The following is a 15,524-nucleotide window of genomic DNA, read 5'->3' as shown; positions in this document are numbered from 1 at the left end:
CTATCCTGAAGGAGGTTCAAAACAATGGAAATATTAAAAGTTTCAGCAAAATCCAACCCTAACTCTGTAGCTGGTGCACTTGCTGGTGTTCTCCGGGAACGTGGAGGCGCTGAGATCCAGGCAATCGGAGCAGGTGCATTAAACCAAGCTGTAAAAGCAGTAGCGATTGCACGAGGTTTTGTAGCACCGAGCGGAGTCGACCTCATTTGTATACCAGCGTTTACAGATATCTTGATTGATGGGGAAGAAAGAACGGCCATTAAATTAATAGTTGAACCACGATAGCAGATGAAACCTGATTACTTTTATAAAAAGTAATCAGGTTTTTTGTTGTGTAACAATAGACATGAACATTCCCTTTATTTGGTGCAGCTGCTTGAAGGAAAATGAGCGTCTCTTCTCGAATTGGTTATTAGTTTCATGTTGCAGCCTAATAGCCATCTTTCAATTTTTACCTGTTTTTTCAATTGTTTGAATTATCCCGGCCGAATACTTGCATTTTTATGAAGTTAAGTCTAGAATTGTAGACGTTTAGTACATAATTTATTTAACGTAGCGAAACGTCAAAAAAACAGCATGAAACCATACTAAATCAACGTATTGATTTAAAAATTAACGTTTGGGTTACTGAAAGGGTGGAGTACATGATTGATCAACTTTCTTGGAAAGTTGGCGGACAGCAAGGTGAAGGAATTGATAGTACAGGTGAAATATTTGCAATGGCATTAAACCGCCTAGGCTATTATCTGTATAGTTATCGACACTTTTCTTCCAGAATTAAAGGCGGTCATACCAACAATAAAATTCGTGTAAGCACGAGTGAAACCCGTTCGATTTCTGATGATCTTGATATTCTAATAGCGTTCGATCAAGAAACCATTGATGTAAATGTACACGAACTTCGTGATGGCGGAGTTGTTATCGGGGATTCTAAATTTAATCCAACAGTACCAGAGGACCTCAATGTAAGATTGTATGCGGTTCCATTTACTGAGATCGCGAGCGAACTTGGAACTTCACTTATGAAGAACATGGTTGCTATCGGTGCTACAAGTGCTGTTTTAGGTTTGCCGGTTGAAAGCTATCTTGAAGTTGTCGAAGAAATTTTTTCCCGTAAAGGCGCAAAAGTAGTAGAGAAGAACATGGAAGCGATCCAAAAAGGCGCAGATCATTTTAACGAATTATCTGGTGGTCAAATTGATGGTTTCCAATTAAATAAAGCAGATGGAAAAAAGAGAATGTTCATGATCGGAAACGATGCAATCGCGTTAGGATTTGTCGCAGGCGGCGTTCGCTTCATGGCAGCATATCCCATCACTCCAGCATCAGAGATCATGGAATACTTGATCAAGAAACTACCTGAATTTGGCGGTACAGTCATTCAAACTGAAGATGAGATTGCAGCATGTACGATGGCTATCGGAGCAAACTATGCAGGCGTCCGAACGATTACTTCTTCAGCAGGGCCAGGCCTTTCACTTATGATGGAAGCTCTTGGTCTATCTGGTATGACAGAAGTTCCACTGGTAGTTGTTGATACTCAGCGCGGAGGTCCATCGACAGGCCTTCCTACGAAACAAGAGCAGTCTGACCTGATGGCCATGATCTATGGCACACATGGGGAGATCCCAAAGGTTGTAATGGCACCAAGTACCGTAGAAGAAGCTTTTTATGATGCAGTTGAAGCATTGAACATTGCAGAAGAATATCAATGTCCAGTTATCTTATTAACAGATCTCCAGCTTTCTCTTGGCAAACAATCGGTAGAACCGTTGGATTTCAGCCGTGTGGAGATCAGACGCGGTAAGCTTGATCCAAATCAAGTACTTCCTGAAACCGATGATAAAGATGGTTATTTTAAACGCTATGAAGTGACAGAAGACGGAATTTCTCCTCGTGTAATTCCTGGAATGAAGAATGGGATTCACCATGTAACAGGAGTTGAGCATGATGAGACGGGGAAACCTTCTGAAGTTGCGGCTAACCGTCAGAAGCAGATGGATAAGCGTCTTCGTAAGCTTCAAAACCTTAAATTTAACGTTCCTGTTGTTAAACAGGCTCCACATAATGAAGCCGATATTCTTTTAGTCGGATTCAACTCAACAAGAGGTGTGATCGAGGAAGCGATACCTCGTCTTGAAGCAGAAGGGCTTAAAGTCAACCATGCACATATCCGCTTGATTCATCCTTTCCCTTCAGACGAGATCAGACCGTTGATCGAAAGTGCAAAGAACGTAATCGTAGTTGAAAACAACGCGACTGGCCAACTTGCAAGTATTCTTAAGATGAATGTTGGACAGCATGAAAAGATTAAAAACTTACTAAAATATGATGGGAATCCTTTCTTGCCATCAGAAGTTGTCATGAAATGCAAGGAGCTGGTTTAATATGGCTACATTTAAAGATTTTCGTAACAGCATCAAACCAAACTGGTGCCCGGGTTGTGGCGATTTTTCCGTACAAGCGGCTATTCAAAGAGCAGCTGCAAATGTTGGACTAGAACCAGATGATCTAGCTGTCGTATCAGGGATTGGCTGTTCTGGACGCATCTCGGGTTATATTAAATCTTATGGATTCCATGGTATCCATGGCCGTTCGCTTCCGATCGCCCAAGGTGTTAAGATGGCTAACCGTGACCTTACTGTTATCGCTTCAGGCGGGGACGGAGATGGGTTCGCGATAGGTATGGGGCACACAGTTCATGCGATCAGAAGAAATATTGATATCACTTACATCGTTATGGATAATCAGATCTATGGATTAACAAAAGGACAAACATCTCCTCGTTCTGATGTTGGATTCAAAACGAAGAGTACACCGGAAGGATCTGTAGAATCTGCAATCGGCATCATGGAGCTTGCATTAACAGCAGGTGCTACGTTTGTTGCACAAAGCTTCTCGACTGACCTAAAAGAGTTAACATCTATTATTGAAGCAGGTATTAACCATAAAGGCTTCTCGTTGATAAATGTTTTCTCGCCATGTGTTACATATAACAAAGTGAACACATATGACTGGTTTAAAGAGCATCTGATTAGTTTGAGTACGATTGAAAATTATGATTCTTCAAATCGTATGATGGCGATGCAGACACTTATGGAGAATAAAGGTCTTGTTAAAGGGATTATCTATCAGGATAAGGTTAAACCTTCCTATCAAGATCTTGCTCACGGATACAGCAAAGAAGCGCTTGCTAAAGTTGACATGAACATCTCAGAAGAAAAGTTCAATCAGTTAATGGCAGAATTTATGTAATTTGGGCTCTTCTCCTAATTTTGGGAGAAGAGTTTTTTACTTTTTAAAAGAATTTCACCTATTTTTTTCAGAAACTGCGAATGTCCGCATGAGGCGGACAGTGCCCTTTACCTCACTATTTAATCCATGTACAATTATTGTGGATATGATATTTAAGTGTTTAGTGAGGAGTGTTTCGTGTGGAAGGAAAAATGAAAGCAATCGTTAAGCATCATGCGGGTTACGGAGCTCGATTGGAAACTGTAGATATTCCTGAAATAAAAGAGAATGAAGTTTTAATCAAGGTGAAGGCAACTTCAATCTGTGGAACGGATGTCCATATTTATACATGGGATGAGTGGTCACAAAGCCGTGTTAAACCACCATATGTATTTGGCCATGAGTTCTCAGGTGTGATTGAAAAAATAGGAGATGCTGTTACTAATGTATCAGTAGGTGACCATGTATCTGCGGAAACTCATATTGTTTGTCATTCCTGTCCACAGTGCTTGAAAGGACAGTTCCATATTTGTAAGAACACAAAGATTATCGGTGTGGATACACATGGTTGTTTTGCCGAATACGTTGCAATGCCAGCAGAAAACATTTGGAAGAATGATCCTAAGATGCCGTTTGAACATGGTTCTATTCAAGAACCTATGGGTAATGCTGTTCATACCGTTTTAGCCGGAGATGTTGCTGGGAAATCTGTTGCGGTTATTGGGTGTGGACCGATCGGAGTTATGGCAGTAAACGTAGCGAAGGCTGCTGGGGCCAGCCAAGTAATCGCTATTGATTTAAATGAATATCGTTTGGATCTTGCTAAAAAAGTCGGGGCAACAGATGTGGTCAACCCTAAAAATGAAGACCCAGTTGAAAAGGTAATGAACCTTACCGATGGCAATGGCGTGGATGTAGTTTGTGAGATGAGCGGTCATCCTGTTGCGATCAATCAAGGGTTTAAGATGATCACAAACGGCGGACGAGTGTCAATCTTAAGTCTTCCAGTTAAACCAGTAGAGATCGATCTTACAAACGATGTAGTTTTTAAAGGGGTAACCGTTCAAGGCATTACGGGAAGAAAGATGTATGAAACATGGCAGCAGGTTTCAGGACTGTTACAGTCTGGCAGCATGCACCCAGAAACCATCATTACTCACACGCTGCCGCTAGAACAGTTTGAAGAAGGTTTTGACTTAATGATTAAAGGCAATTGCGGAAAAGTAGTTCTTATTCCTTAAAATCGAAAGGAGCTTGATGCGTGATGAAAGGTTTTGAATACTTACAAGAAGAATTAGACCAAATGAAAAATGAAGGTACGTTTAGAAAGCTTGTACCACTAGAATCAGAACAAGGGTCTAAAGTAGTCATTAACGGAAAAGAAGTGATCCAGCTTTCTTCTAACAACTACTTAGGACTTACAAGTCATCCGAAGATGAAAGAAGCAGCTCTTGAGGCTGTTGAGAAGTATGGCGTCGGAACGGGTTCTGTTCGTACGATTGCAGGAACTCTTACTATGCACGAAGAGTTTGAACAAAAACTTGCTAAGTTTAAACACACAGAAGCATGTCTTGTTTTTCAATCAGGTTTTTCTACGAACCAAGGAATTCTATCGGCAATTCTTACAGATCAAGACGTTGTTATCTCTGATGAGTTGAATCATGCTTCCATTATTGACGGTATACGACTTACAAAAGCGAAAAGAAGAATCTATAAGCATGTTGACTTAGAAGACCTAGAAGCAGCTTTAAAAGAAACACAAGAATACAGAAAAAGAATCGTAGTAACTGATGGGGTTTTCTCAATGGACGGAAATATTGCACCACTTCCGGGAATTGTCGAACTTGCTGAAAAGTATGATGCTCTTGTTATGGTAGATGATGCACATGCGAGCGGAGTCTTAGGAACTAACGGCCGTGGTACGATCGATCACTTTAACCTGAACGGACGTGTTCATATTCAAGTCGGAACATTAAGTAAAGCAATCGGTGTCCTTGGCGGTTATATTGCAAGTACCCAAACGCTTAGAGACTATTTAATCCATAAAGGACGTCCGTTTCTTTTCAGTACATCACATCCGCCAGCAGTTATTGCAGCTAGTTCAGCTGCGATCGACGTATTAGAAGAAGAGCCTGAACATATGGAAAGATTGTGGGATAACACGAAGTTTTTTAAAGCAGGTTTGAAAAAGCTAGGTTTTAACACTGGCGTAAGCGAAACCCCAATAACACCTGTTATTGTTGGTGATGATGCATTAGCTCACAAGCTTTCTGACACATTGTTAAAATACGGTGTATTCGCTCAAGGGATCGCATTCCCAACTGTTGCAAAAGGAAAAGCACGTGTACGTACTATAGTAACAGCTCAGCACACAAAAGAAGAACTTCAAGCGGCCTTAGATGCGTTTGAAAAAGCAGGAAAAGAACTAGAAATCATCTAATCAGAGAAGAGAAGGAGAAATCCTTCTCTTTTTTTCGGACAAACCCTTAAGTTACGATAATAATATTATGTTAACTAAAGGGATTTCACGTTTTACTATAATCCAATATTTGATATAATGTTACAGTTAGATGATATACAATGATTAAAGAAATGAACGGATTAAGCAGTAAGAGGCAATAAGGAGTGAAGGTGTCTTGGATACTACGAAAGACAATCATAAAGAATTAGCGAACGATAAAAAAAGAGACTACTCACAATATTTCCAAACAACATATGCTCCACCATCTTTAAAAGACGCTAAAAAGCGTGGTAAAGAGCAAGTGCAGATTCTAAAAGATTTTTCAATACCAGAAAATCTAAAGGATATTGGCGTTGGGAAGAAGTTTTACATTCGTACGTATGGATGTCAAATGAACGAGCATGATACAGAAGTTATGGCGGGAATCTTGAACGAAATGGGTTATGAGACAACAGATTCTACAGAAGATGCTGATATTATCCTTCTTAATACATGTGCGATCAGAGAGAATGCTGAAAATAAAGTGTTTGGTGAACTCGGACATCTTAAGCATACAAAAGCGAATAACCCGAACCTACTTTTAGGTGTATGCGGTTGTATGTCACAAGAAGAATCAGTAGTAAACCGAATTTTATCAACGTATCCTCAAGTAGATATGATCTTTGGTACTCATAACATCCACCGTCTTCCACAAATAATTGAGAACGCCTTATTCTCAAAAGAAATGGTTGTTGAAGTATGGTCCAAAGAGGGAGATATCGTCGAAAATCTACCAAGAAAACGTAAAGGCAATGTCAAGGGCTGGGTCAACATCATGTATGGGTGTGACAAGTTCTGCACGTACTGTATCGTTCCTTATACGCGAGGAAAAGAAAGAAGCCGTCATCCACAAGATATTATCGAAGAAGTCCGGCAGCTGGCAAGAGAAGGCTATAAAGAAGTTACACTGTTAGGACAGAATGTAAACGCATATGGTAAAGATTTTGAGGATCTAGACTATGGTCTTGGTGATCTTATGGACGAGATCCGTAAAATCGACATTCCAAGACTGCGCTTTACAACCAGCCATCCGCGGGATTTTGATGACAGATTGATCGAAGTACTTGCAAAAGGCGGTAACATAGTGGATCATATCCATCTTCCGGTTCAGCACGGAAACAGCGATATCTTAAAACTGATGGCTCGTAAATATACACGTGAACATTATTTAGAGCTCGTAGGCAAGATTAAAGCGGCTGTACCAAACGCAGCTTTAACGACAGATATCATTGTAGGATTTCCGAATGAAACTGAAGAACAGTTCGAGGAAACACTGTCTCTTGTAAAAGAGGTAGAATATGATGCAGCTTATACATTTATCTATTCACCGCGTGAAGGTACACCTGCAGCAAAGATGGTAGATAATGTACCGATGGAAGTGAAAAGAGAGCGTCTTCAGCGGCTTAATGCAGTGTTGAATGATATATCTCTTGAGAAGAATAAAGCTTACGTCGGGAAAGTGGTCGAGGTGTTAGTTGAGGGAGAAAGTAAAAAGAATCCTAATGTGCTAACAGGTCATACTGGTTCCAATAAAGTAGTAAACTTTAAAGCTCCAAAACATTTAATTGGAGAAATCGTCAAGGTTCGTGTAACAGATGCAAAGACATGGAACCTTGGCGGAGAATGGGTCGAAGAAAAATCAGAGGTGGTAAGCTAATGAGCACATATACAAAAGAAGATATCTTAGGAAAAGCAAAAGAACTCGCTAAAATGATCGCTACAACAGAAGAAGTGGAGTTCTTTAAAAAAGCTGAAGCACAGATCAACACGAACGCGAGCGTTGCAAGACTTATGGGTCAGATCAAGAACCTTCAAAAACAAGCTGTAAACCTTCAACATTATCAAAAACATGAAGCTTCTAGAGAAGTTGAAGAGAAGATTGATGCCCTAATGGCCGAACTAGACAGCATTCCTGTTGTTCAAGAGTTCAAACAATCTCAAAGTGATGTGAATGATATCTTGCAGATGGTTTCTCATACGATTTCCAACAAAGTAACAGATGAAATCATTGAATCTACTGGTGGAGATCTTTTAAAGGGTACGACAGGTTCACAAGAGGGCTGTTCTCCTGGTGGATGCGGCTGTCATTGATAAATAGTTTAGTTCACGGTGTCTAACACAGGCACCGTGTTTTTTATTCCACAAAATAGTATAATTTCACGTACCGTACATAAAGAATATTTTTAGAACATTGGACAACAAACGCCCATATACATAGACTAATTGTATTTTTAACTAAAGGAAGCACAATAGGCATCAGCCCAGCATACTATGTATGTAGATTGGTAGAGGAGGGATTCATGTATGTCACGACGCGTTGAACAAGAACTGACTTACAGAGAGATCATCACAAAAGCGGTTTGCGGGAAAGGCAGAAAATTTTCTCAGGCCACACATACAATTGCACCGAGCCATCGGCCGAGCAGCATTTTAGGATGCTGGATCATTAATCATGCTTATAAACCGAAGAGAAATGGAGAAGCTGTGGAAGTTGAAGGAAGTTACGACATTAACGTTTGGTACTCCTACAATGATAATACACGAACAGAGGTAGTCACAGAAACGATCCATTTTGTAGATAAAGTCGATCTAAGTGTAAGAGATAAGAATGCATTAGGAAATCAGTACGAAGTCACTTGCCGAGCGCTGCAAGAACCAAACACACTAGAGGCAACGATCTCACCGAATGGCAATAAGGTAATTGTTCAAGTAGAAAGAGAATTCGTTTGTGAGATCATTGGTGAAACAAAAGTATGTGTGTATGTGAACCCGGATGGCTTTGATGATGATCATACGAGAGATTGGGAGTTTGATGTGGAAGATGAAAATTTTGAAGACCTCGATCCCAATTTTTTAATAGGTGATTTAGAAGAATAACAAACGGGGAGAAAGCTTCCCGTTTTTTTCATGCAGAGAAAACATAAGAAGGGATGAACTATGATATAATAGCGTCATTGAAATGTTATGAAAAAAGGTGAAAAAATGTCGCAATATACTCCTATGATACAACAATATTTATCGATCAAGGCAGCTCACCAGGATGCCTTTTTATTTTTCCGTCTAGGCGATTTTTATGAAATGTTTTTTGAAGATGCTGTTAAAGCGGCTCAAATACTTGAAATTACACTAACTAGCAGAGATGGAGGCTCAAAGGACCGTATTCCAATGTGCGGGGTTCCCTACCATTCATCAGCTGGGTATATAAAAAATCTTGTAGAGAACGGACACAAAGTAGCTATTTGTGAGCAAGTAGAAGATCCAAAGCAAGCTGTTGGTGTTGTTAAACGTGAAGTGATACAGATCATTACACCAGGAACAGTAATCGATGATCACTTATTGCAAGACAGAGAGAATAATTACCTCGTTTCGATTGAAAAAGAAGGGGACTCTTATGCCTATGTGCTATGTGATTTATCCACTGGAGAGTTAAAAGGATATACATATACAGGTAACGAGTTATCTTTTATTCAGTTGCTCTTTAGTCAAGGTGTTAAAGAGATCGTCGGTGATAAAGACCTACATGACACATGGAAAAACACAGTCTCTCAAACTGGACAAGCATCAGTCTCCATTCAAGAAGAGAATACTTTAGAGGATCAGTTTCAACATCTAGTAGAAACTTTATCTCATCCTGCATTAATACGTGCGGCAGGAAGGTTGTTTCATTATTTAAGCTACACACAAAAACGGTCTTTTCAACATATTAAACCGGTTGAATTTCAGCAGAACGATAAAAGAATGAAGCTTGATGCTTTCTCTAAACGCAATTTAGAATTAACAGAATCGATCCGAGCGAAAGGCAAGAAAGGTTCTTTGCTTTGGTTATTAGACGCTACCATGACTGCTATGGGTGCAAGAAAGCTTAAACAATGGGTAGAAGAACCTCTTTTTGTTAAAGAGACGATAGAAAAACGGCTTCAGTTGGTTGAGAACTTGATCGGAGAATTTTTTGTTCGTGAAGAAATAAAAGAACAATTAAAGTCTGTTTACGATATGGAACGATTGATTGCTAAGATCTCATACGGAAACGCTAGTCCAAGAGATTTAGTTCAATTAAAACGTTCTCTAGTAAGTGTACCTATTCTGAAAGAGAAGATTAAAGAAATCTCAGGGACATATGCTGCAGAGATTTATGAAAAAATGAAAGACCATAAGTCACTAGCTCAATATCTGGACTCCGCCATTCATGATGAAGCACCGATCAACATAAAAGAAGGCGGCATTATAAAAAAAGGCTATAATGAAAAACTTGATGAATATAAAGATGCGAGCTTAAACGGGAAAGCGTGGATTGCATCACTTGAACAGCAGGAAAAGTCAGCTACTGGGATTAAGTCTTTAAAAATAGGATTTAACAAGATTTTCGGTTATTACATTGAAGTAACGAAATCCAATTTATCTCAAGTCCCTGATCGTTATGAACGAAAACAAACCTTGGCTAATGCTGAACGTTATGTAACACCCGAACTTAAAGAAAAAGAAAGAATCATTTTAGAGGCTGAAGAGAAAATTTCAGGTCTTGAATATACGCTTTTTTTAGAAGTAAGAGAGTACGTGAAGGAGTATATTCCAAGTCTCCAGAAGCTTGCTACAGCTATTTCTGAACTAGATGTAATCCAGTCATTTGCTGCGATCAGCGAACAATATAGATATGTAAGACCTACCGTTTCAGAAAACGGAAACGTGAACATCATAGGGGGCAGGCATCCAGTAGTGGAAAAAGTAATGGATGCCCAGGAATACGTTCCAAATGATATCTGTTTAAATCGGGAAAGAAGCATGCTCTTGATTACGGGACCGAACATGGCAGGTAAGAGTACGTATATGCGTCAACTAGCCTTGACGTCCGTCATGATGCAGATTGGTTGTTTTGTTCCTGCTGAAGAAGCGGAACTTCCAATGTTTGATCAAATTTTTACTCGAATTGGTGCCGCAGACGATCTAGTAGGAGGACAGAGTACGTTTATGGTCGAGATGCTAGAAACAAATTTTGCACTCACTAGCGCAACAGAAAATAGCTTGATCTTACTAGACGAGATCGGACGTGGGACATCCACCTATGATGGAATGGCACTAGCTCAATCCATTATAGAATTTATCCACGAAAAGATTTCAGCCAAAACGTTATTTTCTACTCATTATCATGAGCTTACGGTTCTAGAACAGTCACTTCCATCACTAAAAAATGTATTTGTAAGTGCGGTTGAAGAAAAGGGAAGTCTTGTATTTCTGCATAAGGTCATTGACGGACAAGCTGATAAAAGTTTTGGAATCCAAGTAGCAGAGCTCGCTGAACTTCCGCAGGAAGTCATCTCACGAGCAAAGACCATTCTGCAGACATATGAAAATCAAGAGAAAAATGAATCACTTCCTATCCAAGAGGTATCTGCAGCAAAGGAAGAGGAGATACAAGAAAGCCAGCTTAGTTTATTTACTGAGCAAAGCGAGAGTGTTAGGAAAAGAGATTCAAAAGAGCTCGACATCATAAAAGAATTAAAGTCGCTAAACGTATTAGAGATGACACCTCTTGATGCGATGAATACGTTATACAAGCTGCAGAAAAAATTGAGATAAAGGGAGGCTTTAAGGATGGGCAAAATTGTACAGCTAGATGAGCATCTATCAAATAAAATCGCTGCTGGTGAAGTAGTTGAACGTCCTGCCTCTGTTGTTAAAGAGTTAGTCGAGAATTCCATCGATGCCAAAGCATCAAGGATTGAGATTGAAGTGGAAGAGGGCGGTCTGTCACTCATTCGGGTATTGGATAATGGAGACGGAATAGAACCTGATGATTGTTTGCTTGCTTTTAACCGACATGCAACAAGCAAGATCAAAAGTGAACAAGATCTTATTCAGATCAGAACAATGGGTTTTAGAGGGGAAGCATTGCCGAGTATCTCATCTGTTTCACAAGTTGAGCTGAAGACATCAACTGGAGAAGGTCCCGGAGCTTATTTGTTCATTGAGAACGGAAAGATTATAAAGCAGCAGCAGACGAACAGCCGAAAAGGGACGGATCTAACAGTAAGAAATTTGTTCTATAACACACCAGCCCGATTGAAACATGTTAAAACGATCCAGACAGAGCTAGGTACGATTACAGACCTTGTTAACCGGCTTGCACTTGCAAATCCGGAGATATCTTTTCGGTTAAAACACAACGGAAAAGAGCTTCTTCAAACATCGGGTAACGGGAACCTACTACAGATCATTGCATCTGTTTATGGGTTGCAAACGGCTAAAAATATGATTCCTGTTTCGTTTTCCTCATTAGATTATGAAGTGACCGGGTACATTGCAAAGCCGGAAATGAACCGTGCATCACGGGCATACATGTCCCTTTTTATGAATGGAAGATACATTAAAAACTATGCTCTTTCTAAAGCAATACAGAATGCCTATCATACGTTCCTGCCGATCGGCCGGTTTCCGATAACGATTCTGTCTGTAAAAATGGATCCAACCATCATTGACGTAAACGTTCATCCATCTAAACATGAAGCAAGATTAAGTAAAGAAGCTGAACTTGTCCAGTTAGTGGAAACAGAATTGAGAAAAGTGATAAGAAATGAGCGGCTTATTCCTGATGTTCAGTATAAAAAGAAGGAACTGAAGCAAAAAGAGAGAGAGGAGCAGCCTTCGTTTTCTTTTGATCACCAAATGAATAAGGAAGAAGTAAGGTCGAATAACATTCCGGAAGTAATGCCATCTGGGAACTTAAGTGTACCTTACAAGCAAGATCAACATAACGTGGCAACACCGATAAAAGAAAAGACAAAGCCTTTTATTGAGGAATCAGAAGTGCCTATTTTTGAAAATAAACCTGAACCCGCTCTGAATAGGACTGATTTAGAGGAAAGCGGCGAAAAAATACCGGTTATGTATCCGATCGGACAGATGCATGGAACGTACATCCTGGCTCAAAATGAGAATGGATTATATTTAATTGATCAGCATGCAGCACAAGAGCGGATCAAGTATGAATACTTCAGAAAAAAAGTAGGTCAGGTAAATCGGGAAGTACAACTATTAACCGTACCGTTTACCTTTGAATTTACAGCCAATGAAGCTGCTTTTCTCGAAGAACACTTACATTTCTTAAGTGAAGCGGGTCTGTTTCTAGAACCGTTTGGACAGAATACATTTATTGTAAGAGAACATCCGCAATGGTTTCCTAAAGGATATGAAAAAGAGGTTATCATGGATATCATTCAGCAGCTTCTCGATCATAGAAGAATAGACATCGAAAAACTTAGAGAAGAAGCAGCCATCATGATGTCATGCAAAGGGTCGATAAAAGCTAATCATCATTTAAGAAATGATGAAATCTTTGCTTTACTCCAGTCTTTGCGTGCATCTGAAGATCCATATACATGTCCGCATGGAAGACCGATTACCATTCACCTATCAACGTATGAACTCGAAAAGATGTTTAAACGAGTCATGTAGGAGTCAAAGATGAAAGAAAAATTAGTAGTAATCGTTGGTCCAACCGCTGTTGGAAAAACAAAAACAAGTATAGAGCTTGCAAAAGCGATCAATGGAGAAATAATAAGCGGTGACTCTATGCAAGTCTATAAGGGGCTCGATATAGGAACGGCTAAAGTGACAGAGGATGAGAAAGAAGGAATACCTCATTACCTTATAGATATAAAAGATCCTATAGAACCTTTTTCAGCAGCTGAATTTCAACAGTTAGCCCGTGAACGTATTACTGAGATCAACCAAAGAGGAAAAGTTCCTATTATCGTAGGCGGTACAGGCTTGTATATCCGTGCAGTTACCCATCATTATCAATTTTCAGAAGCGGGTAATAACAGTGAGATTCGGAATCAACTGCAAAGAAAAGCAGAGATCGAAGGAGCAGATTCACTGCATGATGAATTAAAAAGAGTGGATCCTGTTCGAGCTCAAGAGATCCACCCAAATAATGTTCAACGTGTGATTCGAGCGCTTGAAATATATTATGAGACGGGTAATGTACCTTCTAATGAACAAAAGAAAATGGAACAAGAAAGGGAATCTCTTTATCAACTAGCAATAGTCGGCCTTACCATGAATCGTGAGCTTCTTTACGAGCGGATCGATGAACGCGTCGATTTAATGGTAAAACAAGGTGTGTTAGAGGAAGCGAAAATGCTCTATTCTCAAGACATTACAGATAGCCTAGCGGCAAAAGCAATAGGGTACAAAGAATTTTTCCCTTATCTTTCCGGTGAAAGTTCATTAGAAGATGCTGTTCAATTGTTAAAACGCAACTCGAGGCGATATGCGAAAAGACAGTTCACCTGGTTCCGTAACCAGATGAATGTAGAGTGGTTTTCTATGGATGAAGGACCTTTTTCTAAAAAATTTATAGAAATTCGACAATTTGTAGAAGGGAAATTAGAAATTTCCGAGAATGTATAGGGGTAATGCCCAAAGAGGAGGATCTGTTCACATGAAGCAATCAATCAATTTACAGGATCATTACTTAAACCAGTTACGTCGCGAAAATATTTACGTGACCGTATATTTGCTGAATGGCTTTCAGCTTAAAGGTTTAGTTAAGGGGTTTGACAACTTTACGGTTGTACTTGAGGCAGAAGGAAAACAGCACCTCATTTATAAGCATGCCATTTCAACGTTCACCCCACACCGAAATGTCGATTTATCTTCTGCAAATACGAATGAATAAAAAATACTCCCTAGGAACCTAAAATCAGGTTTTTAGGGAGTTTTTATTTGGCTCAGCATGAATTGACTTCTGCAAGTATGCCTCATACCTTTGCAGTGTAAGATGTGATTTTAATCCAAACCACATCTGTACTTCCTCTTCGGATCTTCCACTCTTCAGAAAATTTAAGATCGCTGTTCTTCTTAGGTGATGAGAACTGATTCCTTTTCTAATCCCAGAACGCCTGATTTCCTGCCTTAACATTTTTTGTATCGCAATGACTGTTAGAGGTTTTGGCTCATACTTGCTATAATCAAATCGGAATGTTCCCCTTTGATAATCAAACGCGATGAAGAATCGGTCAGAAGAATAGGTTCTTGGTCGAATAGCGTCAGGTATATCCTCTTTGTATTCATAAAGTAAATGATGTGTCTTTTCATCTAGGGGAATCAATCGGGATTCGCTCTTATTTATTACCGTTATCTCTTGCTGTGTAAAATTAACGTGTTTCATTTCAATGTTTGTTACTTCTTGCAGAGTTAAACCATAAAAGTAAAGAAGGGAGACGATCGCTTCATTTCTTTTAATAAGTAAATGTCTATATTTTTGTTGTTTTTCGGTTAGGCCTTCATAGGAAGACAGAGTTTGAAATAACGTTTCGAATTCATCTTCTGTAACAAAATCTTCTTCTAAGAAGTGGATGTCTTCTTTTTGATTTTGCTGTATTTCTGTAAAAGGATTATGTTGAATGGATCTGTTTCCTTGAAGAAACTGAAAAAGACTCTTAATAACAGTGAACACTCTTTTACTTGTGGCAACACTGTATTCCCTTTGTTCAGATAGAAATAAAAAATATTCGTTTAGAAGCATAGCATCTATCTTCTTGATAACTGATAAATCATCGGTTTTTTTCATAACTCGTACCCATGCAAAAAAATCCAGAAGATCATAATGGTATCGTTTGATCGTGCTGCTCTTCCTTCCTTTCTTATGTAAATGGGTAATAAATGAATCGGCATATTCGGGTAAGTGTGGATATTCTTCCATAATTGCCTCCTATAACCTCTTTTTCCCATTATAGCAAAGGCTAATTTTTTTGCATATTTCAAACAGGTCCTATTAAAACTATGTAAA

Annotated in this window: 13 protein-coding genes; 12 read left to right on the top strand and 1 reads right to left on the bottom strand. The window is 39.3% G+C overall.

The features are described from left to right. The first annotated feature begins 24 nt into the window (after positions 1–24). The 12 genes from spoVS to hfq all read left to right on the top strand — a co-directional run bounded on the left by spoVS (position 25) and on the right by hfq (position 14,411). The gene (gene spoVS / locus IEV52_RS11170; protein ID WP_010193268.1) at positions 25–285 is read left to right on the top strand and encodes a stage V sporulation protein SpoVS; all 261 of its coding nucleotides are present in this window, start codon (positions 25–27) and stop codon (positions 283–285) included. A 359-nt stretch (positions 286–644) separates the two neighbouring features. Continuing rightward, positions 645–2,387: a 2-oxoacid:acceptor oxidoreductase subunit alpha gene (locus IEV52_RS11165; protein WP_188402624.1), complete on the top strand. Its 1,743-nt coding sequence runs from the start codon at positions 645–647 to the stop codon at positions 2,385–2,387. 1 nt (position 2,388) lies between these two features. Next, the gene (locus tag IEV52_RS11160; protein ID WP_188402623.1) at positions 2,389–3,255 is read left to right on the top strand and encodes a 2-oxoacid:ferredoxin oxidoreductase subunit beta; all 867 of its coding nucleotides are present in this window, start codon (positions 2,389–2,391) and stop codon (positions 3,253–3,255) included. 179 nt (positions 3,256–3,434) lie between these two features. Next, entirely contained in the window at positions 3,435–4,475 is a 1,041-nt protein-coding gene (tdh, locus tag IEV52_RS11155) for an L-threonine 3-dehydrogenase (protein ID WP_229754266.1), read from the top strand. Between the two features lie 23 nt (positions 4,476–4,498). Beyond that, positions 4,499–5,674 (top strand): glycine C-acetyltransferase, encoded by a 1,176-nt coding sequence (locus IEV52_RS11150; protein ID WP_188403886.1) that lies wholly within the window; start codon positions 4,499–4,501, stop codon positions 5,672–5,674. 196 nt (positions 5,675–5,870) lie between these two features. Then, on the top strand, positions 5,871–7,391 hold the full coding sequence (gene miaB / locus IEV52_RS11145) for a tRNA (N6-isopentenyl adenosine(37)-C2)-methylthiotransferase MiaB (RefSeq protein WP_229754265.1): 1,521 nt from the start codon (positions 5,871–5,873) through the stop codon (positions 7,389–7,391). Further along, positions 7,391–7,825, top strand: coding sequence for a YlbF/YmcA family competence regulator (locus IEV52_RS11140; protein WP_188402622.1), 435 nt, complete (start codon positions 7,391–7,393; stop codon positions 7,823–7,825). Before miaB ends, IEV52_RS11140 begins: the two co-directional genes overlap by 1 nt. Before the next feature lie 213 nt (positions 7,826–8,038). Beyond that, positions 8,039–8,611, top strand: coding sequence for an outer spore coat protein CotE (gene cotE / locus IEV52_RS11135; RefSeq protein WP_188402621.1), 573 nt, complete (start codon positions 8,039–8,041; stop codon positions 8,609–8,611). Between the two features lie 105 nt (positions 8,612–8,716). Next, on the top strand, positions 8,717–11,308 hold the full coding sequence (mutS, locus tag IEV52_RS11130) for a DNA mismatch repair protein MutS (protein WP_188403884.1): 2,592 nt from the start codon (positions 8,717–8,719) through the stop codon (positions 11,306–11,308). Between the two features lie 15 nt (positions 11,309–11,323). Beyond that, on the top strand, positions 11,324–13,183 hold the full coding sequence (gene mutL / locus IEV52_RS11125; protein WP_188402620.1) for a DNA mismatch repair endonuclease MutL: 1,860 nt from the start codon (positions 11,324–11,326) through the stop codon (positions 13,181–13,183). Positions 13,184–13,192: 9 nt separating this feature from the next. Beyond that, positions 13,193–14,143 carry a tRNA (adenosine(37)-N6)-dimethylallyltransferase MiaA gene (gene miaA, locus IEV52_RS11120; protein ID WP_188402619.1) on the top strand — a complete coding sequence of 317 codons (951 nt, stop codon included), beginning with the start codon at positions 13,193–13,195 and terminating at the stop codon, positions 14,141–14,143. Positions 14,144–14,174: 31 nt separating this feature from the next. Further along, positions 14,175–14,411, top strand: coding sequence for an RNA chaperone Hfq (gene hfq, locus IEV52_RS11115; RefSeq protein ID WP_066393852.1), 237 nt, complete (start codon positions 14,175–14,177; stop codon positions 14,409–14,411). A gap of 24 nt (positions 14,412–14,435) precedes the next feature. Here hfq and IEV52_RS11110 read toward each other — a convergent pair whose 3' ends face one another. Continuing rightward, positions 14,436–15,437 carry a tyrosine-type recombinase/integrase gene (locus IEV52_RS11110; protein ID WP_188402618.1) on the bottom strand — a complete coding sequence of 334 codons (1,002 nt, stop codon included), beginning with the start codon at positions 15,435–15,437 and terminating at the stop codon, positions 14,436–14,438. Positions 15,438–15,524 lie beyond the last annotated feature (87 nt).

This window comes from Fictibacillus barbaricus (genome assembly GCF_014635025.1).
Taxonomy (GTDB): Bacteria; Bacillota; Bacilli; order Bacillales; family Fictibacillaceae; genus Fictibacillus; species Fictibacillus barbaricus.
The sequence above is the reverse complement of the archived record's forward strand: the minus strand, read 5'-3'. Positions and strand labels throughout refer to the sequence as shown.

Coding starts and splice junctions, on each gene's coding strand:
- spoVS (WP_010193268.1), top strand. CDS start 25: ATGGAAATATTAAAAGTTTCAGCAAAATCCAACCCTAACTCTGTAGCT.
- IEV52_RS11165 (WP_188402624.1), top strand. CDS start 645: ATGATTGATCAACTTTCTTGGAAAGTTGGCGGACAGCAAGGTGAAGGA.
- IEV52_RS11160 (WP_188402623.1), top strand. CDS start 2,389: ATGGCTACATTTAAAGATTTTCGTAACAGCATCAAACCAAACTGGTGC.
- IEV52_RS11150 (WP_188403886.1), top strand. CDS start 4,499: ATGAAAGGTTTTGAATACTTACAAGAAGAATTAGACCAAATGAAAAAT.
- IEV52_RS11140 (WP_188402622.1), top strand. CDS start 7,391: ATGAGCACATATACAAAAGAAGATATCTTAGGAAAAGCAAAAGAACTC.
- cotE (WP_188402621.1), top strand. CDS start 8,039: ATGTCACGACGCGTTGAACAAGAACTGACTTACAGAGAGATCATCACA.
- mutS (WP_188403884.1), top strand. CDS start 8,717: ATGTCGCAATATACTCCTATGATACAACAATATTTATCGATCAAGGCA.
- mutL (WP_188402620.1), top strand. CDS start 11,324: ATGGGCAAAATTGTACAGCTAGATGAGCATCTATCAAATAAAATCGCT.
- miaA (WP_188402619.1), top strand. CDS start 13,193: ATGAAAGAAAAATTAGTAGTAATCGTTGGTCCAACCGCTGTTGGAAAA.
- hfq (WP_066393852.1), top strand. CDS start 14,175: ATGAAGCAATCAATCAATTTACAGGATCATTACTTAAACCAGTTACGT.
- IEV52_RS11110 (WP_188402618.1), bottom strand. CDS start 15,437: ATGGAAGAATATCCACACTTACCCGAATATGCCGATTCATTTATTACC.